General features: G+C 53.1%; 19 protein-coding genes and 2 pseudogenes. 2 read left to right on the top strand and 19 right to left on the bottom strand.

Annotation, left to right across the window (positions count from 1 at the left end; all coding sequences use genetic code 11):
* Positions 1–105: 105 nt before the first annotated feature.
* The 15 genes and pseudogenes from DXC57_RS13365 to DXC57_RS13295 form a co-directional block, all read right to left on the bottom strand.
* Positions 106–2,373: a VirB4-like conjugal transfer ATPase, CD1110 family gene (locus tag DXC57_RS13365; protein WP_118653126.1), complete on the bottom strand. Its 2,268-nt coding sequence runs from the start codon at positions 2,371–2,373 to the stop codon at positions 106–108.
* A 79-nt stretch (positions 2,374–2,452) separates the two neighbouring features.
* Positions 2,453–2,839 carry a PrgI family protein gene (locus tag DXC57_RS13360; protein ID WP_003500106.1) on the bottom strand — a complete coding sequence of 129 codons (387 nt, stop codon included), beginning with the start codon at positions 2,837–2,839 and terminating at the stop codon, positions 2,453–2,455.
* A 44-nt stretch (positions 2,840–2,883) separates the two neighbouring features.
* Positions 2,884–3,537 carry a hypothetical protein gene (locus DXC57_RS13355; RefSeq protein ID WP_118278676.1) on the bottom strand — a complete coding sequence of 218 codons (654 nt, stop codon included), beginning with the start codon at positions 3,535–3,537 and terminating at the stop codon, positions 2,884–2,886.
* Between the two features lie 9 nt (positions 3,538–3,546).
* A complete protein-coding gene (locus tag DXC57_RS13350; protein WP_158579726.1) occupies positions 3,547–4,188 on the bottom strand; it encodes a septation protein SpoVG family protein in 642 nt (213 codons plus the stop codon).
* A 42-nt stretch (positions 4,189–4,230) separates the two neighbouring features.
* Complete coding sequence (locus DXC57_RS13345) at positions 4,231–5,097, bottom strand: VirB6/TrbL-like conjugal transfer protein, CD1112 family (protein WP_117762130.1); 867 nt, start codon at positions 5,095–5,097, stop codon at positions 4,231–4,233.
* Between the two features lie 40 nt (positions 5,098–5,137).
* Positions 5,138–5,230, bottom strand: a pseudogene (locus DXC57_RS15775) (Maff2 family protein); the annotation flags it as partial.
* 90 nt (positions 5,231–5,320) lie between these two features.
* Entirely contained in the window at positions 5,321–6,931 is a 1,611-nt protein-coding gene (locus tag DXC57_RS13335) for a recombinase family protein (protein ID WP_118653072.1), read from the bottom strand.
* A gap of 111 nt (positions 6,932–7,042) precedes the next feature.
* A complete protein-coding gene (locus DXC57_RS13330) occupies positions 7,043–7,225 on the bottom strand; it encodes a transposon-encoded TnpW family protein (protein ID WP_118653070.1) in 183 nt (60 codons plus the stop codon).
* 12 nt (positions 7,226–7,237) lie between these two features.
* Positions 7,238–8,077, bottom strand: coding sequence for an ATP-binding protein (locus DXC57_RS13325; RefSeq protein WP_118653068.1), 840 nt, complete (start codon positions 8,075–8,077; stop codon positions 7,238–7,240).
* A complete protein-coding gene (locus tag DXC57_RS13320; protein WP_118653066.1) occupies positions 8,074–8,814 on the bottom strand; it encodes a phage replisome organizer N-terminal domain-containing protein in 741 nt (246 codons plus the stop codon). Before DXC57_RS13320 ends, DXC57_RS13325 begins: the two co-directional genes overlap by 4 nt.
* Positions 8,804–8,998: a hypothetical protein gene (locus DXC57_RS13315; protein WP_118653124.1), complete on the bottom strand. Its 195-nt coding sequence runs from the start codon at positions 8,996–8,998 to the stop codon at positions 8,804–8,806. The genes DXC57_RS13320 and DXC57_RS13315 overlap by 11 nt, the downstream gene beginning before the upstream one ends.
* A gap of 174 nt (positions 8,999–9,172) precedes the next feature.
* Entirely contained in the window at positions 9,173–10,792 is a 1,620-nt protein-coding gene (locus DXC57_RS13310) for a relaxase/mobilization nuclease domain-containing protein (RefSeq protein ID WP_182457313.1), read from the bottom strand.
* Positions 10,764–11,162 (bottom strand): plasmid mobilization relaxosome protein MobC, encoded by a 399-nt coding sequence (gene mobC / locus DXC57_RS13305; RefSeq protein ID WP_040647222.1) that lies wholly within the window; start codon positions 11,160–11,162, stop codon positions 10,764–10,766. The genes DXC57_RS13310 and mobC overlap by 29 nt, the downstream gene beginning before the upstream one ends.
* A gap of 493 nt (positions 11,163–11,655) precedes the next feature.
* Positions 11,656–11,856, bottom strand: coding sequence for a helix-turn-helix domain-containing protein (locus DXC57_RS13300; RefSeq protein WP_006858003.1), 201 nt, complete (start codon positions 11,854–11,856; stop codon positions 11,656–11,658).
* Positions 11,849–12,130 (bottom strand): sigma-70 family RNA polymerase sigma factor, encoded by a 282-nt coding sequence (locus DXC57_RS13295; protein ID WP_330411767.1) that lies wholly within the window; start codon positions 12,128–12,130, stop codon positions 11,849–11,851. The genes DXC57_RS13300 and DXC57_RS13295 overlap by 8 nt, the downstream gene beginning before the upstream one ends.
* 587 nt (positions 12,131–12,717) lie before the next feature.
* Here DXC57_RS13295 and tet point away from each other — a divergent pair.
* Both tet and tet(40) read left to right on the top strand, forming a co-directional pair.
* Positions 12,718–14,637: a TetM/TetW/TetO/TetS family tetracycline resistance ribosomal protection protein gene (gene tet, locus DXC57_RS13285; RefSeq protein ID WP_117536993.1), complete on the top strand. Its 1,920-nt coding sequence runs from the start codon at positions 12,718–12,720 to the stop codon at positions 14,635–14,637.
* A 50-nt stretch (positions 14,638–14,687) separates the two neighbouring features.
* Positions 14,688–15,908: a tetracycline efflux MFS transporter Tet(40) gene (gene tet(40), locus DXC57_RS13280; protein WP_034595539.1), complete on the top strand. Its 1,221-nt coding sequence runs from the start codon at positions 14,688–14,690 to the stop codon at positions 15,906–15,908.
* Between the two features lie 154 nt (positions 15,909–16,062).
* Here tet(40) and DXC57_RS13275 read toward each other — a convergent pair.
* From DXC57_RS13275 to DXC57_RS13260, 4 genes and pseudogenes are all read right to left on the bottom strand, one after another.
* A pseudogene (locus DXC57_RS13275) lies at positions 16,063–16,191 on the bottom strand (Maff2 family protein); the annotation flags it as partial.
* Between the two features lie 89 nt (positions 16,192–16,280).
* Positions 16,281–18,104 (bottom strand): VirD4-like conjugal transfer protein, CD1115 family, encoded by a 1,824-nt coding sequence (locus tag DXC57_RS13270; RefSeq protein ID WP_118653064.1) that lies wholly within the window; start codon positions 18,102–18,104, stop codon positions 16,281–16,283.
* On the bottom strand, positions 18,101–18,571 hold the full coding sequence (locus DXC57_RS13265) for a PcfB family protein (protein ID WP_025543433.1): 471 nt from the start codon (positions 18,569–18,571) through the stop codon (positions 18,101–18,103). Before DXC57_RS13265 ends, DXC57_RS13270 begins: the two co-directional genes overlap by 4 nt.
* Positions 18,572–18,662: 91 nt before the next feature.
* The gene (locus DXC57_RS13260) at positions 18,663–19,712 is read right to left on the bottom strand and encodes a hypothetical protein (protein WP_118653062.1); all 1,050 of its coding nucleotides are present in this window, start codon (positions 19,710–19,712) and stop codon (positions 18,663–18,665) included.
* Position 19,713: the final 1 nt, after the last annotated feature.

Raw genomic sequence — 19,713 nt, 5'->3', positions numbered from 1 at the left:
GGTATCCTCCGTCGGCCCCGGCCTTTGAAAATTCCGTTTATCCGGTTTCTTTCCGATGATGTATCCTTCCTTTCCAAACCTCGGGCCATCATGGCCCGAAGTGCGTTATGCCCGGTTCATTTCCTGTTTTTTGTCCTCCGGGCGGGTGGTCATAATGGCGTACAGCTCGGTATTCTGCGGGAAGCGGTCAACAAACGGGATGGTGGTGTTCCCGAAGAACAGCAGCCCTTCGCCGGAATTGGTATGGGTCACATAGGAAAGCTGATGGGGGCTGATCCCAAGCTGTTTGGCTAAAATCTGCCGGTCCCCCTGTGCCTGCGAGAGAAGCACAAGGAAGTCCGAGTTTTCAAAGATGTTCTCGATCTCCGGGCTTGCCAGAAAATCCTTCACGTTCTGCGTTAAAGCACTGGGAACGCACCCTTTTTTTCGCAGCATTTTCCAGATCGCCACACAATAGCTTGCCGTCAGACGGTCACGGAGCAGCACATGAAATTCGTCGAAGTAGCACCATGTAGCGATACCGCGCAGGAAATTCATGGACACCTGCGAGTTTACCAAGTCCTGCATAATGAGCATGGCAATCGTCCGAAGCCCGGCCCCCAGCTTTTTTAAGTCAAGGCATACCAGACGGCGGTTTAAGTCCACATTGGTTTCATGGTTGAACACGTTAAGGGAACCCGACACATAGATTTCAAGGGCAGTTGCCAGCCGTACCGCCTCGCCCTCCGGCTGGGAACAGAGCAGGTCATACAGGGTTTGGAGGGTCGGCATTTTGCTTGTTTCCGGGTCCTGCAAATGTTCCCGGTACATCTGGCGTACACAGCGGTCAATGACGGTCCGCTCCACCGGCTGCAAGCCATCCTTGCCGCCAACGATCAGCTCCATCAGCGACAGGATAAAGTCGGCTTTCAGCGCCATCGGGTTTTCCTCGTCAAAGCTCAGGTCAATGTCCATCGGGTTGATGTGGTGGGGGCTGTCCGGGGCGATCTCGATGACCTGTCCGCCCAGCCGCTTGATAAGGGGCGAGTATTCGCCCATCGGGTCCACCACAATGATCCGGTCACGGGTGGCAAGGAACACGTTCACAAGCTCCCGCTTTGCGGCAAAGGATTTGCCGGAGCCCGGCACGCCGAGGAACAGGCCGTTGGGGTTTTTGAGATTTTTCCGGTTTGCCATGATGACGTTATGGGAAAGTGCGTTGAGCCCGTAATAGACGGCTTCGCCATCCATGCGGAGCTCCTGCGTCATAAAGGGAACGAAAATGGCCGTGGAGCTGGTCGTCATGCCGCGCTTGATCTCAATGCCGTTATGGCCCAGCGGAAGGCTGGAAAGAAAACCATCCTCCTGCTGGAAGTCCAGCCGCTTCAAGGTGCAGTTGTATTTCTGGACGATACCCGACACCGTGAACAGGTCATTGTCCAGCTCCCGGCGGGTCGGGGCCATGTTTACCACAAGGAAGGTCAGAAGGAACATTCGCTCATTCCGGCTCTGTAAATCTTCCAAGAGGGTCTTTGCGTCGTTGCTGTACGTTACAAGGTCGGGTGGAAGTATGTCCATGTCGTACCCTGACCGGGCTGCCTTCTTTTGTTCCTCCACCTTCATCTTGTCAATGTCGGAGACTTTGGCCTTGATGGATTTTACGGCGGCGGCCTGATCGACGGTTTGGATATGGAGAGTGATGGTCATTTCCGCATCCATTTCCAAAAGCTCCGCCAGCAGCTTGTCCGAGAGCTCCGAGGCCAAAATCTGCAAGTAGGAGGCAGCGCCCCAAGTCGTCCCCACCCGGAACAGACGGCTGAAACGGAAGTCGAAGCTGTCCGGGGCGATAAAGTCTTTGGTGGAAAGCCCGGTTTTGGGGATCATATCCCATGAAAACCGGAAGGGGGAGCCGCTGCCAGGGTGGAGCTGCCCGTGAAGAAGCTCCAGCCGTTCCAGCCCCGAAAGGGAGCGGCACTTGACGCCCAGCTTTTTGAAGTTCCCGCAAATGTCCGCCTCTACACGTTCCAGCCTTGACCTGGCGGTGGGAAGGTCGTCCACGTTCACGCCGAAGGTCAGGAGCTTTGTGCGGACAATGCCGTTGTTGCTTTTGGCGATCTGGTTTTCCAGCATTTCCACATACTCACACCGGACGCTGTTGTAATCATCGTCCTGCATGGGGATGTTCACGCTGTACCGGCTGCCCGGGCGGCTCCGGTGGTTGAGGAAGGAAAGCTGGAACGGAAGGCTGCTGTCAAAGTAGTTGAGGCAGGCGCTCCACCCGTCAAAGATGGCTGCCTGATCTTCGGACTGTGCGAGCTGGTAGTTGATGTCCTCGTATTCAATGGTTTTGGTGTAATAGCGGTCCGCTACCCGGCACACCCCGTCCCGGTACATTTCCCGGTAAGGGAGGGTCTGCTGGGCGGTGGTGGGAATGTTCTTTCCTTTCGTGAACAGGCCGGTAAGGCCCTGCTTTTCAGGCTTTCTGCCTGCGGGCTTTCCGGCCCTTCTGCTGTTTCGCAATCGGCTGCGCCTCCTTTCTGGCGCTAAGCAGCGCATAGAAGTTTTCGGTTTTGTAAGGCCGCACACGGGGATAGAGGAACCGGGTGCGGATGATGTTTTTCAGCACTTTTTCCAGCGGCAGACCGTCTCGTTCATACATAGCCAGAAAGAAGAACGGGAGCATGAGGCCGATCATCAGGAACATGGCGGCACTGTTCCCGATACTGCCACGGGAAAACAGGTAGGCCGGGAGGCCCACCGCCGCTGCGCTGGAAAAACAAACAAGCTGGCGCTTCGTTAGGTTGAAGGCCAGCTTTGTCTTGATTTTGGAAAGGTCTTTTGGTACTGGCACATAGGCCATTTTGGTACACCTCCTTTATTGCTTCGGGCCAGCATGGCCCGAGGTTATCTTGCGGCCTCTTTGGCCGGGGCTGTGCTGCGGGCAGCTTCGGCGGCCTCTCGTCCGCTCTGCCTTGCCCGCCAGTATTCGGGGTGATACTGCCGGATGGACTGATTGAGTTTTTCTTCAAACTGTCCTTTGTCCTTAATGCGGTCAGGGATGTTCCACAGTTTTTTGTCCAGCAGTTCCCGGAGCACCACACTTTCCTGTGCGTCCTCCTCATAGCAGATATAGCCCTTATCCTTGAAGCCGCACTTTTTCGCCGCCGGGGAGAGGACGGCGGCTACCTCGTTTGCCACCATCGTTCCGCCGTGGCTGGCGGTAGATACCAGAAACACCCCCGGACAGAGGGTTTCACAGCTTTGCACCTCGCCCCATGGGGAGCTTTTCGGCGCATGGAACATTCCGCCCGTCCGGCTCCGGTCCGCCTGCATGAGTGCTGCCTTTTCTAAGATGACTTTCAGTTCCGGGGAAAAATAGGCATATTCCCGAAGGACACGGGCGGCGTCCCCGCCGCAGGCGTTCATCAACAGGGTATAGGCGTCGCTGTCCGCTTTAGTACAGCGGCCCAGCAGTTTTCCGTCATAGTAGCAGGCCGCGTCATAGCCCGTCCGTTTGCGTGGCATGGTTCCCGCCTCCTTTCTGCTTCGGGCCAGCATGGCCCGAGATCAACGCTCTGCGCTGCGGCTGGATTTTTCCTTCGGAGGCCGTTCTGCCTTTGCCTGTTCGGCAGCCGCTTTCCCGGCTTTGAGCTGGTCGCTGATAGACGCACGCCCCACAGAGCCGCGCTCCGCCATCTGTTCCAGCTTTGCCTCATAGGCTTGCAGAACAGCGGTATTGAGCTGTTCTCGGAACTCCTTTGTGACAGGGTAGGCCATATCCCGGTAGCCGCCTTTGCCGTCCGGCTGGCTGGGCATCCCAAGAAAGAGGCCCTTGCTGCCCTGTACGATTTTCAGATTTTCCACCACAAAGCAGTCATTGAATTTCACGCTGGCAAAGCCCATCAGATTTTTCACAGGTTCGATGACCCGCACGCTTACATCCAGCTTCAACGGTGCGGTCGGGGTGGTGTTTGCAACCTTTTCCTGCATGGTTTCCTCCTTTCCGGCGGGAACAAGGTTCCCGTCCTTGTAGTCATAGCCTTCCGCCCGGAGTGCCGCCAGCGTGTCCGCCGATACGCACCCGGACAGTTTCAGATCGGTTTCCACCATAAAGCGCATGGTGTCTGCTTTAGAAAATTCTTCGGGGAGCTTTCCGTAGAAAGCCGGGTGCGGCTGTCCGTCCGCACCCTGTTTGTAACGCCGGGGCATACCGCCTCCTTTCCGCTTCGGGTCAGCATGGCCCGAAGTCTCTTAATGGCAGCCGAAGATGGATTTTGCAAGGCTGCCCGTTTTGAACAGGGTAAAACACAGCAACACCGTATATCCCACGCATCCCCAGATCGCCCCGATGGGGTCGCCGTCGGCGGCGATACTCTGGATCAGCACCGCATAGATGGCAACACAGACTAAGATCAACAGACCTTGAAAGCCCACCGCAAAGAGGGAGCGGAAATAGTTCTGCCCCATATGTCCGGTTTCCCTGTTGGGGACGGTGGCAAACGGGATAGGCGCTAAACTTGTGAGTAAATAAATTTCAATCATACGGCCATATACGATGACGAAGATCACGATGTTTAAGGCAATCATGGTAAGCTGGATCAGGAAGGATTGTAGCCAGAGTCCGAACAGAGGGCCTAACTCCATCGCCTCAAGCTCTGTCCGCAGACTGTCCAGCACATCCGGCGTGATTTCTGTCCCGTTCTGGATAATGCCCGCTGACTGCTGGATCACATGCTGGCTCACATCAAAGACCGCCAGCACGATATTGAAGGTATTCGTCAGGATCATCACAGCCACAAAGGTTTTGAACACCCACTTAAAAAACATCCATGTGTCAACTTCATGGAGGTTGTTGCGTTCTATGAGCATCTGTATCAGTTCATAGGTCATGACAAAAGTGAGGATGACCCCGGCGATTGGCAGAATGGCAGTTTCGGAGATCTGTCGTATCATGGAAAAGACCCCGGCGTTCCAGTCCGCCGGGGTCGTGCCTACCTGTGTGGCGATCTCGCCAACGCTCTGATTGACGTTATCGAAAAGGCCGTCCAGATTTCCCATGATACCATCGACGAGCAGACCTTTCAGCCATTCAACGATTGCGTCGATGATAAAGTCCATACATCAGCTCCTTTTCTGGAAAAGGGACAACGGGTGACACTTAGCTGAACAGGCCGGACAGCAGAGGGATAAGCTGAAGGCCGATCAGAACAACACCGCCGCCGGCCATAAGCTGCTTAATGCCCTGTGATTTTGTTTATGTGTGATAAAGAAGTAATAGAAGTGTAAAAAATTTTGCCTTTCCTATCCGATACTTGCCTTTGATATCGGATAGGGCGGGCGGTCATTCGGGCAAGTCCACTTTGCCGACGAAAGAATAGTAAATCTCAATATCCTGTCTGCGTGTGCCGTTTTCATCGTAGCTGCACTCATGCACAACGATTCTCTCTACAAACTCACGCAAGAGGGTGTGGGTCAGTTCTTCAAAGTTCATGTGCTTGCGGACAATGTTCATAAACTTTTCTGCGTTTACGGTAGCTTCCTGTGCTTTGGAAAGCTCCGCCTGTATTCTGGCAACACGCTCTTTCAATTCCTGCTGTTCGGCTTCATAGTCTGCCGAAAGCTCCGTGAAACGCTCGTCAGAAATGCGACCGCTTACGCTGTCCTCATACAGCCGCTTGAAAATAGCGGAAAGTTCACCGATACGCTTTTCGGCAGCTTCCAGTTCCTTTTTCTTGGCGGCGTTCCGGCGTTTGCCGCCGTCCTCGTTCTGCTCGATCAGCAGCTTCATAAACCGGGCTTCATGCTTTGCCGCATAGCTCGTCACTTTCCGTAGATTGGAGAGAACGCCCGCAGTCAAAAGGTCGGTGCGGATAAAATGTGCGGTGCAGTCATGGGTGCGCTTCTTGTAGTTCCCGCAGATATAGCAGTCCTGTTTCCGCTTATCGGTCTGGTAACGCTGCTGATACATGACGCTGCCGCAGTCCACGCAAAAGAGCATACCAGAGAACAAGCCCACTTCATCATAGCGGTTCGGACGCTTGCGCTGTTTGCGTAATTCCTGCACACGCTCCCATGTCTGGGTGTCGATGATAGGCTCATGGTGGTTCTCGAAAATTGCCTGTTTCTCAATGGGATTTTCTATGCTGTGCTTGGTCTTGTAGGACGGTTTCTCCGTCTTGAAGTTCACCAAACAGCCCATGTACTCCCGGTTTTCAAGGATATGCACCACGGTATTTGTCGCCCATTTGCACTCATAGCCGGGGTGATAGCGGCGTGTGCTGCCCGTCCTGCGGTATTCCAGCGTTCCCGGCGTTGGGATTTCCTGCTCGGTCAGCATACGGGCTATCTTGGTCGGACCGTTCCCGGCAAGGCACAGACGGTATATCTGCTTGACCACGGGTGCGGCTTCCTCGTCAATGATGAAGTTTTCGTCCTCGTCCATGAGGTAGCCGTACACGGGTTTGCTCGTAACAGGCTTGCCACTCATACCTTTTGAGCGTTTCACTGCTTTGATTTTCTTGCTCGTATCTCTCACCAGCCATTCGTTAAAGATATTCCGCAGCGGGGCAAAGTCATTGTCGCCCTGTGCGCTGTCCACTCCGTCATTGATAGCGATGAAGCGGACACCTTTCTGTGGGAAAATCATCTCGGTATACATTCCCACCTGCAGGTAGTTTCGCCCTAATCTCGACATATCCTTTACGATAACTGTCCCGACTTTTCCGGCTTCAATGTCCGCAAGCATGGCTTGAAAACCGGGTCTTTGAAAGTTCGCACCAGAATAACCGTCGTCCGTGTACCAGCGCAGATTGGAAAAGCCGTTCTGCTTTGCATAGGTTTCAAGGATACGCTTCTGATTGGAAATGGAATTGCTCTCGCCTTGCAGCTCGTCCTCATGGGAAAGTCTTGGGTAAAGGGCGGTAATTGGTTGTTGGTTGGTCTGTCTTAACATAAAATCCTCCGTTTCCGACAGCCAGCCCCACTATTCCGTACCTTGATTGTACCACATGGGGCGGCTGTCTGTATAGCGGCAAAAGCGTCAAATCTGCTTCTTTATGGTCGGTCAAATCGCCGTTTTTTGTGTAGCGGCTTCCGTCTCCAGCACTTTCATCATCTTATCGGCTGCGGTGTCGGTGGTATCTTTTTTGAAAAAGCCGGAAACGACAAGGACGGTGTTGCCCATGCGGATCTCTGTCACGCAGTCCGGGCGGCGTGCCGGGGTGGTGTTCTGCTTGTTCTCTGCCATAGGCAACTCCTTTCATTTCATCAATTCTTTTAGTCTGTTCAGCTTGGCTTGCGCCGTTTCACGGCGGAAGTTCTCTCCCGTAAAGAGGATAGGGGCGCACATTTCCAAAAGGCGGTCATAAATCCGGGCATGGGCGGTGTCCAGCGGATTTTGCAGGCTGTCCAATGTCAGATTGGTGGTAACGATTAAGGGCTTGCGGCTGCGGTAGCGGCTGTCAATCACATTGTAGACCTGTTCTAAACCGTACTCTGTGCCGCGCTCCATTCCAAAATCATCAATGATAAGCAGAGGAAAACGGCAAAGACGCTCGATATACTCGTTGCGCCCCTCAAAGCTGGCGGTCAGGTCATTCAAAATCGCAGAGAAGTTCGTCATGCGGACAGCGACTTCCTGCTCCATGAGGGCATTAGCGATACACCCGGCAAAATAGCTTTTTCCTGTGCCGACTTTGCCCCATAGCAGATAGCCGATATTTTCCTCGCACATGATTTCCCAATGCTCCACATAGAAGTGTGCAATCTCCATTTGCGGGCATTTCCCGTTGTCGTTGGCGAAAGTCCATTCCTGCATGGTAGGATTGGTAAATCCCCGGCGTTTCAAGTCCTCCACGGTGTCAAGGTGCTTTCTGCGCTGTTCGGCGGCTTCACGCTCCAAACGCTGGGCTTTCTGGCAGTCACATTCTGCCGGGTGGCGGTCACGCCCAAACAGGGCGGCTTGCTTTTCCGGGAAGTAGGCTTCTTTCGGAGTGTGACACTTGCCGCAGTAAAGCAGTCCGTCCTCGCCCGTGTAGTCCTCCGGCTGTGGGGTAACAGCCGCCATATTCAAAACTCGTTCTGTAAACAGATTACTCATAAGCTCTCGCCCTCCTTGCAGGTGTATTCGGGTATGCCCTGTTTCGGGGCAGCCTTTGCGGTATCGTCTGCCGCCCATCTGCGGATAGTGGCGGTGTGGTTTTTATATTTCTTGCCCGTGGACGCGATATAGTCGGAAAGCCGCTCAATGTAGTACGCCCATTTTTCGGGCAGCTCCGCTTGCAGTTCGGAAAGCTCCGTATCAGTCAGAAATACATTCTCATATCTGCCATAGCTGCGGGCGAGGGCTTGTCCCTTTAACTCTCCCTCTTTTTCTAACTCTATATCTATCTCTTTCTTTATCTCTATCTCTGGTGGACGAATGTCGGACAAATGTCCGCCATTTGTCCGCGGCGGCAAAAGTGCCTTATTTTCAAGCCTTGCGGCGCGTTTCCGTTCCGCTTCGGTAGAGGATTGACCGATCATCAGCTCGATGTCGGTCATATAAAGCAGCCCGCAGTCAAGCTGCTCCACAAGCCCTAACTGCTGGAAGATGGCTAATGCCCGTTCCACCGTCCCGATTTGGTGACGGGTCAGCGTGGCTATCATCTGGGCGGTATAGGGGATATGCTCGTCAAGCTGCAATCTGCCGCCATTTTTCAGCGATTTTAAGTACAGCTTCAAGAGGATATTGGAATACAAAATCCCGTCTTTCATGTCCTCCAACAGCACAATGGAATCGCTGTCGAAGAAGTTTTCTTTCAGTTTGAGGTAGTAATATTTGCGGTTATCTGCCATTGGCGGTGTCCTCCCTGTGTTTCCATCTCTTAGAGAAATACCGGGGGCAGAGGACGATAATCGCTCGGAAGCTCTGCTTGCAGCCGTGTGTGCAGCCCCGGCAAAGGTCATTGTAGGTAATACGGTTTCGGTGGTTGAGGAAAAAGCCCCATTCCAACCGCCGCTTTTTGCTCATGCGTGGCATTTCTCGCTCCTTTCTGCCGTTTCCGCTGGTATAAGCGGATAGGTCGGTAAAAATGTAGTTTCTCGGTGTCATTTTTGGGGATTTCCTGCGCTGTGCGCCCCGTTTCAAAGGTGGGCAGTATTGCGGATAGGGTGCAGGGCATATCCCTGTTTTGGTATCGTTTCGGGGCGGTTTTTAACGCTCATGTTCGTGCTTTTTCTCTCTGCCTTTCTCGCCTTGCAGGATTTGAGAAAGATTGCTTTTCACGGTATGCAGCTCCTTGACACGGGCTTTTTTCTCCCGGTATTCGTTGTAATGGGCGTTCTTTTCGGCGGTAAGCTGCTCGATTTCCGCTTGCAGGGCTTTATGGCTTGGCAGCTTGGAAACGCCATGCGCCCGAAAATAACGGGTGGCTGCGTCCGCTATGATAAAATCGCTTTCGTGCCGTTCCCGGTAGGCACTGCGGGCTTTTTCCGTTTTCTGCGCTTTCAGACCGTCACGGGCAGGCTTGGTCTTGGCATAGGCAAGCACCTGTGTCTGAAGCTCCTTTTTCTCCCGGATAGCAGCGTCCAGGGCTTTCAGCTTGGCGGTGCTGTCCTGTAAATCCGCATTGGCGGATACAAGGGCTGCGTCCAGCTCCTCCGGCGAATAGCCGTACTGCCCGTAGGCGGCAACGGTAGCCGCCATTTGTTTCAGATTGTGGACTGCCGCCCAGCGGTCATAGCCCGCGCCCTTTCCCTCCGCTCGCTTCGCTGCCCGGTCAACCATGCGCTGAATACCGTCCTTTTCCGGGGTGGTTTGGACAGCTTTTTTGCCCTGCAAACGCTCCCTTATGTTGCGGGGGTATTCGGGTACGGTTGCGGTCTGCTCGGCGGCTCTGTGGGCGTTCTGTTCCAAAAGGGCAAGAACGGCAGCGCGGTCAAAATCATCTCCCAGCTTGCGGGCGGTAATGGGCTTTGTCCTGTCCGGCGTGAGGTAGGATAGCCGCCCTCGGCTCTCCTTGACAGTCACGCCCTGTTGCAAGAGAACGGCGGCGAACTCGCCATAGCTTGCGGCAGAGGACAGCGCGGTGCGTATGGCCTGCCGCAATTTTTCCTTGTCTGTTTCAAACTTCGTGGGCTTGGCTGGCTGCTCCTCGGCTGGCAAGGCGGCAGCTTCCTTGTCCAGCTTTGCCTGCCCTTTCCGCTGCGCCCAATACTCACGCTCGGTAATGCGGTTTTTGCTGCCATGCAAAAGGTCGATTTGATAGAGATTTTCCCGGTGGCACAGCTCCATGACTTCGGCTTTGAAGTATTCCATCGCCGCGTCTGTGCAGCGGTGTTTGCACCCGGCGCGGGTGTCTGCCGGTCTGTCCATGTAAGGCAGGAACGGAACTTCCTCTATCCGCAGAGAATTGATAACGATATGCACATGGATATTGCCGCTGTGGTTGTGTCCGTCCGGGTGGGTGCAGACAATGGCTTGGTGTCCGGGAAACTGCTTCCGGCAAAATTCCTCGCCCAACGCCTGCGCCCGGTCTACGGTCAAACCGTTGTCCACCGCGTCCCGTGGGTCAAAGCTGATAATGTAGTGGTGGCTTTTTACATCTTCCCGCTTCTGGTTCTTCCCATAGCGGAGATTGGAGCGCATACAGGCAACGGCAAAATCCTCGTCGCCGCAGTTCAGCGTGGCTATTCGATAGTCCTCCCTGAGCATGAGCCGCCCGTTTTCATCAAGGGTGGGCTTCATGGTAAACTCGTCATGTTCAAAGGTGAGGTACTGCTCGGCTGCGCCATAATCCGCATTTTTAGAGCTGATATGTTTGAATGTTGCCAACAGCGTCACCTACCTTTCGCAGGACTTCAAACTTCAAGGCAGCAAGGTCAGAAATGGCGGCGCGGACTTCAACGGACAGGGCGTTGTATGGTGTGCCGTACTCGTTGAGGGCGCGGGCAATCTGATTGAGGTTGCCACCGATTTTTCCGTATTCGGCGGTCAGCCTGCCAACGGCGGACAACAGTTCATCATTGACCGGGGAAACGGTAACGATGGGGCGAATGGTCGCCCGTGTAATGGCTTGCCGGATAAATTCGGCTTGGCTCATGTCATAGTGTTTCAGCCGCTCGGTAAAGTCGGCGTATTCTTCCTCGGTCATGCGGGTTTTGACCACATGGCAGCGGTGGGGTGTGTTGTATTTTTTCTTCAAGCGTTGACCTCCTTTCTCGCCCGACAGGGCGCATGAGCAGGGTTTGGGGAAGGCACTCCCCAACAAGATTTACCAAAGGGGCAAAACCGCAGATATGCGGATTTTGGCACCGTGGTAGAATCTTGCTCTAAGAAACTGCCGGACTGCCGTTCACTTCCTACTGCCACTTTTTCAGAAAATCTATAACCAGCTTTTTCATAAAAGGCTGCGGGCTGGCGTTCTTCCTCTTACTCCCTACAACACCGCAAAAAGCAAAAATGACGGACTTTCCGGCAAGAACTTTTCCGGCGGCTCGGTCTTTCCCGACAATAAGGCGTTTCGGAAGCTGCGTTTTGCCCGCTGTCTAAAAAAAACGGCAGCCTTTTTTGGTTTCACTATCTAATACGGAACTTTTGGAAATTTGCCAAAAATGAGCGCAAAAAAAGCAGCAAATCTTTTTCGGATTTACTGCTTCATGTGCCGCTGCGGGGCGGCGGGATATTCAGTTTCTATGTTATCGGTCAAGCCGGAACTTGAACAGGCTTTCAATCAGCTTTGTTCTGATGTAGTCCTCCATATCAGAGTTGTAATAGCCGTTCATCTTAGAGAAGTAGCGGATATATCCAGCGTATCGGTCAAGGACGGCTTGTATCGCTATGGGGTCGCCCTCATGTGCCTTTATGATAGTGTCATAGGGGAGAAGTCGGTTACTCATGGGACAGCACCTCCATTTCCTCTTTCAGCCGCTTCAAGGCAAGCCGTATATGCCGCCCGATTGTGCTGCGTGTCCAGCCGCTTTGTTCTCCGATTTCTTTCTGCGTCAAGTGCTGAAAGTAGTACAAAAAGATTTCTTCCTGCGTCTGTTCCGGCAATCGGGCAAGAGCAGCCGCAAGAGAATGCTCATGTACGGTAAGGAAGCAAGCAACCGAAAACAAGAGATAGACCGCCAGCACTACACTATTCCGAACCAAAGACCAAAAGATAAGCATTGTGGGAAAATCTAAACTTTTGGATTTTCCTACAATGCCAACTACGGCGGAATCCCTCCCACTCCTTATATCTTTCTGTATACATTGAATTTGTATTTAGTAAAATGCAGACAACACCACGGATCGGCTTTTGGTTGGACAATTCCAACCAAACACCACAGCAGACAGCAGAAAACATTCTGAACGCTAGGAAGCCGGTATGATTGTTACATATAAGGGGAAGAAAAATTTCTTTTAGGTACTTGCTTTCCTAAAACTGATGTGATACAATGATTAAAACTGATGTGATACAATGATTTAATCCAGAAAAGGAGTAAAAAATATGCGGCAAGGTATTCTTAAATAAAACTATAATCAAATAGTGGGAACAAAGGATTATGATAGCTCCTTTTGTAGGGGCTTAGTTTTTTGTACCCAATTTAAGAATACTTTTGCCTTATCAATTTTGACATATCCCCAAAAACAGCAATCACAAACAGGTGTATGCTGTATATGTGTATGTCCGCAACTTATAATCCCCAGTGGTAAAAGTATTTTACTGCTGGGGATTTTTATGCCCTTTGGGGCTGTAAAGGGAGGACAATCACATGAAAATAATCAATATTGGAATTCTTGCCCATGTAGACGCTGGAAAGACGACCTTGACGGAGAGCCTGCTATATGCCAGCGGAGCCATTTCAGAACCGGGGAGCGTCGAAAAAGGGACAACGAGGACGGACACCATGTTTTTGGAGCGGCAGCGTGGGATTACCATTCAAGCGGCAGTCACTTCCTTCCAGTGGCACAGATGTAAAGTTAACATTGTGGATACGCCCGGCCACATGGATTTTTTGGCGGAGGTGTACCGCTCTTTGGCTGTTTTAGATGGGGCCATCTTGGTGATCTCCGCTAAAGATGGCGTGCAGGCCCAGACCCGTATTCTGTTCCATGCCCTGCGGAAAATGAACATTCCCACCGTTATCTTTATCAACAAGATCGACCAGGCTGGCGTTGATTTGCAGAGCGTGGTTCAGTCTGTTCGGGATAAGCTCTCCGCCGATATTATCATCAAGCAGACGGTGTCGCTGTCCCCGGAAATAGTCCTGGAGGAAAATACCGACATAGAAGCATGGGATGCGGTCATCGAAAATAACGATGAATTATTGGAAAAGTATATCGCAGGAGAACCAATCAGCCGGGAAAAACTTGCGCGGGAGGAACAGCAGCGGGTTCAAGACGCCTCCCTGTTCCCAGTCTATCATGGCAGCGCCAAAAATGGCCTTGGCATTCAACCGTTGATGGATGCGGTGACAGGGCTGTTCCAACCGATTGGGGAACAGGGGGGCGCCGCCCTATGCGGCAGCGTTTTCAAGGTTGAGTACACCGATTGCGGCCAGCGGCGTGTCTATCTACGGTTATACAGCGGAACGCTGCGCCTGCGGGATACGGTGGCCCTGGCCGGGAGAGAAAAGCTGAAAATCACAGAGATGCGTATTCCATCCAAAGGGGAAATTGTTCGGACAGACACCGCTTATCAGGGTGAAATTGTTATCCTTCCCAGCGACAGCGTGAGGTTAAACGATGTATTAGGGGACCAAACCCGGCTCCCTCGTAAAAGGTGGCGCGAGGACCCCCTCCCCATGCTGCGGACGACGATTGCGCCGAAAACGGCAGCGCAAAGAGAACGGCTGCTGGACGCTCTTACGCAACTTGCGGATACTGACCCGCTTTTGCGTTGCGAAGTGGATTCCATCACCCATGAGATCATTCTTTCTTTTTTGGGCCGGGTGCAGTTGGAGGTTGTTTCCGCTTTGCTGTCGGAAAAATACAAGCTTGAAACAGTGGTAAAGGAACCCTCCGTCATTTATATGGAGCGGCCGCTCAAAGCAGCCAGCCACACCATCCACATAGAAGTCCCGCCAAATCCTTTCTGGGCTTCTGTCGGGTTGTCCATAGAGCCGCTCCCTATTGGAAGCGGAGTGCAGTATGAAAGCAGAGTTTCACTTGGATATTTAAATCAATCGTTCCAAAATGCGGTTATGGAGGGGGTTCTTTATGGCTGCGAGCAGGGGCTGTATGGATGGAAAGTGACAGACTGTAAAATCTGTTTTGAATATGGATTGTATTATAGTCCTGTAAGTACCCCCGCAGACTTTCGGCTGCTTTCCCCTATCGTATTGGAGCAGGCTTTAAAAAAAGCAGGGACAGAACTATTAGAGCCATATCTCCACTTTGAAATTTATGCACCGCAGGAATATCTCTCACGGGCGTATCATGATGCTCCAAGGTATTGTGCAGATATTGTAAGTACTCAGATAAAGAATGACGAGGTCATTCTGAAAGGAGAAATCCCTGCTAGATGTATTCAAGAATACAGGAACGATTTAACTTATTTCACAAATGGGCAGGGAGTCTGCTTGACAGAGTTAAAAGGATACCAGCCAGCTATTGGTAAATTTATTTGCCAACCCCGCCGCCCGAATAGCCGTATAGATAAGGTTCGGCATATGTTCCACAAGTTAGCTTAACAGCTTGCAAAAGTCATATAAAATGAGATTTGAAAGGAGAATGTAACTTCATGTTTGCTAAAAATTCAAAGGCATATTCTGTCTACCTGCTGTTCCGATTTGTCTGTTCCCTGGCGGTTTCTATGTCCACAGTGCTTTCCATCGTGTACCACCTGGAGGTGGTGCAGCTGGATGCTTTCCAGCTTGTCCTGGTAGGGACGGTTCAGGAGACCTCCTGCTTTCTGTTCGAGATGCCCACCGGTGTGGTGGCGGATTTGTATAGCCGTCGGCGCTCGGTGCTGATTGGAATGTTCCTCTACGGCCTGGGCTTTCTGATGGAGGGTGCGCTACCGTGGTTCGCGCCGGTTCTGCTGGCCCAAGTTGTCTGGGGTTGCGGTGATACCTTCATCACCGGCGCTCTGGAGGCGTGGATTGCCTCGGAGGAAGAGGACAAACCCATAGACAAGGTGTTCCTGCGGGGCAGTCAAATGGGGCAAATCGGCGGCGTTCTGGGCGTGGTGCTGGGCACACTGCTGGGAAACATAAACCTGCAAATGCCTCTCATCTTGGGGGGCAGTTTGTGCTTGTTGTTGGGGCTGGTGTTGGGTCGCATCATGCCAGAAACCAACTTCTCCCCTGCTATTGAGGAACGGCAGGGCTTGCTTAAAGACTTTGTCTGCCTGTTCAAGCTCAACCTGGGCTTTGTGAAAGGCGCACCTGTGTTGCTGACGCTCTTAGCAATCACACTATGCGGGGGACTTGCCAGTGAAGGCTTTGACCGGCTCTCCACCGCTCATTTTCTGGATGACACGGTAATACCCGTTATCGGGCCGCTGAACAGCGTCACTTGGTTCGGTGTTATCAGTCTTATCGGCAGCGGCTTAGGTATTCTGGCTTCTCAGTTGCTCATCGCCCGCATGGAGAAAAAAGGGACTGTCAGCCGAACCAGTGTGGTCATGTCCACCAGCGCCGGGTATATCCTGTGCCTGGTTCTCTTCGCGGTGGGGCGGAGCTTTTGGTTCATGTTGTTGGTGTTCCTGCTGGCGGGGCTTATGCGCACCATCAAGGAGCCTGTGCTGGCCGCCTGGATGAACGACCATGTGGATGAGAAAATGCGCGCCACAGTCTTTTCCACCAGCGGACAGCTGGACTCTTTCGGGCAGATCATCGGCGGGCCTATTGTGGGGCTGGTAGCCCAGCAGGTGTCCATACCCTGGGGGCTGGTCTGTACCGCTTTCCTGCTGTTGCCCGCGCTGTTCTTAGTGCCGGTGGCGGGAAAGAAGCGGGATTGATATGGCATAGTTAAGTTTACTGACGAGCGGGAGATTACTTCCGCTCGTCTTCATTTAGTAGCGCAAAATTTGAGGACTCTTTATTTCCTTATTCGGTATAGCGGAGGCGGCTGTCAATTCGACATAATTTTCTTGTGATACTTTACCGTACATGAGCATTTGCCGCAGGGTTATCCGACCCGTAACCTTCCAGAAGGTTGATGACGCCCCATACCGCCAGACCGGCGCCAAGAGCCATGACCAGAATTTTGAGAATGTCGATTGCCTGATTGAAAAATTCCATATACGTTCCTCCATTTTGTTTGTTTGATGATTTTGGGTACAAAAAAAGCCGCCCACATCGGCGGCGCTTCGGGTCAACATGGCCCGAAGTTACACAAACTCGTCGCTGTCCAGATCATCGAAATTCAACAGGTCAGCTTCTTCGTCCGTGTCGGAGCCGTCCACTTCGTACACCGTGTATTCGTCCTCCGGCTTTAGTCTCAATGGCCGGTGGCGGAACAGGCTTTCCAAGCGGAAGGCGTTTTTCTTTTTATCAAATTCGGCTGTGTACTTGTAATTCGGGTGCTTTTTCAAGTCATACTTCGGGGACAGGAAGGGCGGGAGCCCCCGAAACTGCAAGATACATTTATCCCCGGGCATGGTGGTGATCTCGCTGGTGGTCATCAGCTCCCGGCCAAGCCGCTGCATATTCTGGCTGTAACTTTCAGACTGTCCACGGCTTCGGCCCTCGGTCTGCATAGAGATGGTGGCCTTGCCCAGCCAGTTTTCCGAAATATCCTTTAGGGTGGAAGCCTCCCGGCCTCCGAGGAATACGATACTGTCCATGTTGCCCATGATGGTTTCGGAATGGTCTTTGTACAATGCCTTGCACTGGCTCATTGCCTGATAAAAAAGCGTCAGGCTGATCTCACGGGAGCGGATGACGGCCACGATCTTTTCCAGCCCCGGCACCTGTCCGGTATTGGCTGCCTCGTCCCACAGCACCCGCACATGGTAGGGCAGACGCCCGCCATAGGTGTTGTCAGCCCGTTCACACAGAAGGTTGAACATCTGCGAAAAAGCGAGGGCAACCAAAAAATTGTAGGTGGTGTCCGTGTCGCTGATAAGAAAGAACAGCGCCGATTTTTCGTCCCCCAGCTTATCAAGCTCCAGCTCGTCATAGGACATGATCTCCCGGAGCTGTGGAATGTCAAAGGGAGCCAGCCTTGCACCGCAGGAAATCAAAATGCTTTTGGCTGTCTTGCCGCTGGCGAGCTTGTATTTCTTATACTGCCTCACGGCGAAGTGCTGGGGGCTGCGGCGTTCCAGCCCGTCAAACATATAGTCCACCGCGTTTTTGAAGGTTTCGTCATCCTCCCGGACTTCCATGCTGCTTATCATTTCCACCAGCGTATTCATGTTGCGTTCTTCCTCCGGCCCCTCAAAGACGATGTAGGACACAAGGGCGCAGTACAAGAGGGTTTCTGCTTTTGTCCAGAACTCGTCGCCCTCCTTGCCGTCGCCTTTGGTGTTGGCAATCAGGGCGGTAACAAATTTCAAAACATCGCTTTCTGTCTTGATATAGGCCAGCGGATTGTAGTGCATGGATTTTGAAAAGTCGATACTGTTGAACACCCGCACCCTGTATTTCTCCCGTTGCAGAAACCGCCCGCACTGGTCGAGAGTGCCGCCCTTCGGGTCTACCACCACATACGAGGAATGGGCTTGAAGGAGCTGCGGGGTCAACCAGAACCTTGTCTTTCCCGAGCCGGACGATCCGATGACACAGGCGTTTAGGTTCCGGGCATTGGCGGGTATCTTCGGACGGGTGTTCATGGTAAGGAACTCCGTCCCGGTCAGAATGACATTGTTCTGAAATTTAGGGTCAACAAATGGCTTTATATCTTCCTTTGTTCCAAAGCGGGCGGTGCCGTACTCCGCATCCCGCCGGAATTTTTTCGCCTGCCTGATCTTTGACTGTATCAGCAGATACATCCCAGCCGCACCGGCAAGGCCCACCAGCAGGTCAATACCTCCCAGCCCCGGCCAGTAGGTTTCAAAGGCTTTGGGGAAGGTATCAAGCATCCCCATGAGCTTTGTCCCGAAGTCTGTGCCGGGGGCGATCCGGTAGGCCGTCCCGATTTTGGAGAAAAACCAGAACACAAAGAGGTACGGCAGGTTTGGGAGCACATATTTTCTGATCTTGTCACTCAACGTCCGTCCTTCACCGCCTCTCTGGTCCGCTGCTTTTCCTTTGCCTGCGTCCTGATTTGCTCCGTGAATTTCCGAAGCTGACCGAGGATGGAAGCCTTGTCCTGCTCTTTGTTCAGCACCTTTGCGCTGTACTTCTGGAAGGCCGCCGTGATAGCGTCCGCCTGATTGGCTTTGAAAAACAGCAGGTAATGACCGGGGCTCACTTTATGGAAAGCGTAGTCCACATGGAACTCCTTCGCGATCCGGTCAAAATCCTTTGGAGCTCCCACATAGGGCATGGCACTTTTGCCGCCATAGTGGTTCATCAGCTTTTTCACGCTCTGGCGTCCCTGCGGGGTCAGCGCCTTCTGGTGGTGCTTTTGCAGCGCCCGAACCACCTTGCCAAGAGCGGCAGCCAGCACTTTTCCTGTGAGCTTCGTTGTCCTGATCGAAAGGGCAACCGTTTTTTGGTTTACTTCTTCCTGCATAAAACCTCCTTTCCGTCGGGGTTCCCGCTATCCGGGAGGCCCCCGTACAATCTCGGGGAACAGAAAACCTCGGGCCAATGTGGCCCGAGGCTTACCGCTCGGCATCTCTGCCGGACGGAGCTTTCTTTTCCGGCTCCGTCTGGACTTTTTCGCCCTGTTCCCGCATGGTCTGCAAGATAGAGGGCTTCTTTTGAAGCTGGGAGGGCTTTTCGCCGGACAGCGGCTTGATACATTCCAGACGGTCAGCCGCCCGGATGGCGTTGTCCGTGAGCTGCCTCTGCCATGCGCCCACGCTGGGAGCCCAACGAAAGCCGCTGCTTTTCAGCTCGGCCCGGGTGTCCGCGTCAGGCTTTCCGTCAAAGAACACCTGCAAGCGGTTGTCCTCCCGGTTCATCTCCACACGGCCCCCGTCGAACTCCCAGCCGGAAAACTCCCGCTGCGCCTGTTTGAAAAGCTGTTCGATACGGGCCTTTACCCGGCGGATCTCCGCATTGTTGTTGGTAAGCTGGTAGCTTTCAAAGGGCCTCGGGTCGCTCCGCCAGCTTGACGCCATGCTTGCTTTCAGTTTTTCAATCTGGTCCGGCGACAGCAGCGCACAACCGTCCAGCTTGCCATGCTTGCGGTAATAGGCGTTGACCTCCTTCATAATGAGCTGGGAGCGTTCCAGCCCGTCCAGCTTCTTCTGGAGCTTTTCAATCGCTGCCGGGTCATCGGCGCTGATCCCGCCCATGCCGGTACTGCGTATCTTATCCAGCAGCCCTTGAATATACCGCCATTCCTCCATGTTGCTGTCCCGGGCCCGGTTCTGTTTTTCCTTCTTTCCCACCGGGAAATTGGCAGGTCCGGCGATCATCACAGAGGGAACCCTTGCGTCAATGGCAAAGCCCTGGTTCATGTTTTCGGCCAGCTTGCGGGCGTAGGTGTCCAGCAGATGGTCGATCTTCTCATGGTACATGGGGTCTACCCGGGATTTCTGCTGTTCCGCTATGGCGGCGGCCTTGTCCACCATTGCCCGGTATTCCGCCGTTGCGCTCCCTTCCTTGTAGTCGGAAAAGCTGTTCATTTCTTTTGCCCGGCGGGCGGCTCCTTCATTGATAGGGTAATAGTTGATGGTATGCACCTCCTTTATGCTTCGGGCCATG

The sequence above is a fragment of the Clostridium sp. TF06-15AC genome, from assembly GCF_003481165.1.
Classification (GTDB): Bacteria; Bacillota; Clostridia; order Lachnospirales; family Lachnospiraceae; genus Otoolea; species Otoolea fessa.
This window is presented reverse-complemented; position numbering and strand designations above follow the sequence as displayed.

Bases quoted from the DNA above. Each gene is read 5' to 3' on its own strand.
- DXC57_RS13260 (WP_118653062.1), bottom strand. From the start codon at position 19,712: ATGGCCCGAAGCATAAAGGAGGTGCATACCATCAACTATTACCCTATC.
- DXC57_RS13295 (WP_330411767.1), bottom strand. From the start codon at position 12,130: ATGCTTATCTTTTGGTCTTTGGTTCGGAATAGTGTAGTGCTGGCGGTC.
- tet (WP_117536993.1), top strand. From the start codon at position 12,718: ATGAAAATAATCAATATTGGAATTCTTGCCCATGTAGACGCTGGAAAG.
- DXC57_RS13335 (WP_118653072.1), bottom strand. From the start codon at position 6,931: ATGTTAAGACAGACCAACCAACAACCAATTACCGCCCTTTACCCAAGA.
- DXC57_RS13360 (WP_003500106.1), bottom strand. From the start codon at position 2,839: ATGGCCTATGTGCCAGTACCAAAAGACCTTTCCAAAATCAAGACAAAG.
- DXC57_RS13265 (WP_025543433.1), bottom strand. From the start codon at position 18,571: ATGCAGGAAGAAGTAAACCAAAAAACGGTTGCCCTTTCGATCAGGACA.
- DXC57_RS13365 (WP_118653126.1), bottom strand. From the start codon at position 2,373: ATGTACCGGGACGGGGTGTGCCGGGTAGCGGACCGCTATTACACCAAA.
- DXC57_RS13300 (WP_006858003.1), bottom strand. From the start codon at position 11,856: ATGAGTAACCGACTTCTCCCCTATGACACTATCATAAAGGCACATGAG.
- DXC57_RS13345 (WP_117762130.1), bottom strand. From the start codon at position 5,097: ATGGACTTTATCATCGACGCAATCGTTGAATGGCTGAAAGGTCTGCTC.
- DXC57_RS13350 (WP_158579726.1), bottom strand. From the start codon at position 4,188: ATGCCCCGGCGTTACAAACAGGGTGCGGACGGACAGCCGCACCCGGCT.
- DXC57_RS13355 (WP_118278676.1), bottom strand. From the start codon at position 3,537: ATGCTGGCCCGAAGCAGAAAGGAGGCGGGAACCATGCCACGCAAACGG.
- DXC57_RS13330 (WP_118653070.1), bottom strand. From the start codon at position 7,225: ATGGCAGAGAACAAGCAGAACACCACCCCGGCACGCCGCCCGGACTGC.
- DXC57_RS13325 (WP_118653068.1), bottom strand. From the start codon at position 8,077: ATGAGTAATCTGTTTACAGAACGAGTTTTGAATATGGCGGCTGTTACC.
- DXC57_RS13315 (WP_118653124.1), bottom strand. From the start codon at position 8,998: ATGCCACGCATGAGCAAAAAGCGGCGGTTGGAATGGGGCTTTTTCCTC.
- DXC57_RS13320 (WP_118653066.1), bottom strand. From the start codon at position 8,814: ATGGCAGATAACCGCAAATATTACTACCTCAAACTGAAAGAAAACTTC.